Annotated in this window: 2 protein-coding genes; both read right to left on the reverse strand. The window is 59.3% G+C overall.

What is annotated here, in order from left to right:
- Positions 1-986 (reverse strand): glycoside hydrolase family 3 protein (locus WA989_RS02605; RefSeq protein ID WP_424338968.1); only part of this gene is annotated, 986 nt, incomplete at its 3' end.
- A 76-nt stretch (positions 987-1062) separates the two neighbouring features.
- Complete coding sequence (locus WA989_RS02610; RefSeq protein ID WP_424338969.1) at positions 1063-2094, reverse strand: LacI family DNA-binding transcriptional regulator; 1032 nt, start codon at positions 2092-2094, stop codon at positions 1063-1065.
- Positions 2095-2246 lie beyond the last annotated feature (152 nt).

Genomic DNA, 2246 nt, shown 5'->3' on the forward strand with positions numbered 1-2246 from the left:
TCATTAAGCAGCCAGCCATTGGCATGCGAGGGGACGCCGTCGATCTCATTATACGAGGCCATAAGGCTCATAATGTTGGAATTGGTCACGATATGCTCGAAAGGCGGAAAGAACACTTCGCGCAGAATGCGCTCCGAAATATTCGACGGGCCGACATTGGTGCCGCTTTCCGGCTGGCCGTGGCCGGTCATGTGCTTGAGCGTCGCAAATACCTTGCCGTCCGCCAGCGGAAGCGTGCGCCCCTGAAAGCCGTAAACCGCCGCGAGACCGATCTCGCCGGCGAGAAAAGGGTCTTCCCCATAGGTCTCCTCGATCCGACCCCAGCGCGGATCGCGAGCGACATCGACAACCGGTGAGAGCACCATGTGCGGGCCTCTTGCCCGGATCTCGCGCGCGACGACGGAATAGATGTCCTCGATCAGCTCAGGATCCCAGGTCGATGCGAGGGCGATGGCCTGCGGGAAGGAGGTTGCGCCGCGCGCCGCATAGCCGTGGAGGCCTTCTTCATGAAACAGGACAGGAATGCCGAGGCGGGTTTCCTCAACCGCATATTTCTGGATCGCATTGACCAGTTCGACGGTCTGCGCCTCATCCCGGAAGGGCTGTTCCAGCGGGCTCGACGGCCCCTGCAGGTCGTTCGGGCGGGCAAAGTGGCCAATGCCGCCCGGATAGAGAGACGCAGCGAGCGCCGGATCGAACTTTCCATCGTCGTCAAAAAGATCCGTCTTCGGCGTCCAGATCGCCGTGATCTGCGCGATCTTCTCCTCGAGAGTCATGCGTGACAGCAGATCGTCGACGCGCTCATCGACGCTGAGGCTCGCATCCATGTACGGCGCGTCGGCCGACGCCTCCTGAGCCTGCGAGGTGGCCTGCAGACTGCCAACATTCTCGCAGGCTGCGGCAAGACAGATCGCAGCAACGGCCGTGCCCAGCCGTCTGAGAAGACTATGTTTTTTTGCTATAATCCCGGTTTGCACTCCGCCCATCGACGTCTCTCCCTATATTTATGATAGGGCTAACATAGAGGGGTCTGAAGCGGCCTGTAAACCGTTTTCGACGGGCTCACACTGGAGGCGCGAGACTTTCGCGTTCAATAATCTGGATGGTGTCATTCACAACGTGAATTGTCTGGCCATCCCAGTCGCCGCTCGTCACTTCGGAGATGATATTGATGGCCGCTTCCGCCATCTGCGCAATCGGCTGGTGAAGCGTTGTAAGGCGCGGCCAGATGGCAGCGGCGATCGCAGTGTCATCGAAGCCAACAATCGACAATTGGCCCGGCACCTGAATAGACCGGCGCTGAGCCGCGGCGACCACGCCGGCCGCCATGTCGTCATTTGCTGCGAAGATGGCCGTTGGCGGATTGTCGAGTTCGAGAAGCTTGTCGCCCTGCCTCATGCCCGACCGGAAGGTGAAATCGCCCTCACGCATCAGGTCTGGATCCACGTCCAGCCCCTCCTGGCGCAGCGCCCGCTTATAGCCCTCCTCACGCTGCGTGCTGTCAGGGTGGCTGACCGGGCCACTAATAAATCCGATGCGCTTGTGGCCACGCGAAATGAGAAGATCCGTCATCTTCTGACCGGCCACCGCGTCATTGAAAACCACGGTGGATTGCTGGTCTCCGGCTTTTGCATTGCCCATCAGCACGATTGGCAGACCAAGCTCGCGGATCAGTCCGATCAAGGCCTGGTTACTGCTGAGAGGCGGCGCAAGGATCAGGCCGTCGAGCCGGATCGTGCTAAGCCGTTTTGCAATGGCGGAGGTGTCCGTCCCATCGTCAACATTGGCGAGATCTTCGATCACCAGGTGATGGCCAAGTTCGCGGCAATGCTTGAGCGCGCTGACGAGAAGGGCGCTCAGATAGCTCGGGCTGGGGTTGTAGTAGGCAAGGCCGATCAGCTTCGACTTGCCGCCGGCAAGCCCCCGCGCCATCAGATTGGGGCGATAGTTCAGCGCAGCTATCGCGGCTTCGACCCGTTCACGCGTCGACGCTTTGACCAGCTTCTGCTTGTTGAGCACCCTCGACACGGTCATCTGGGACACGCCGGCCTTTTCGGCGACTTCTTTGATTGTTATTGGCTGACGCTTGTTCAAAGTCCTGAATTCCGGTTGGTAAAGACTACAAAAACTAGCCTGTACTCATTGCCGTCAGGTAAAGGCAAGCACCTTCACCGACAGCGCGAACGATAGATCTCAAAGCTCGCCTTTAGCTTTTCTCAAATAATGGCAGACGCGAGGGGGCAGCC

The sequence above is a fragment of the Henriciella sp. genome (genome assembly GCF_049649345.1).
In the GTDB taxonomy this organism is placed as follows: Bacteria; Pseudomonadota; Alphaproteobacteria; order Caulobacterales; family Hyphomonadaceae; genus Henriciella.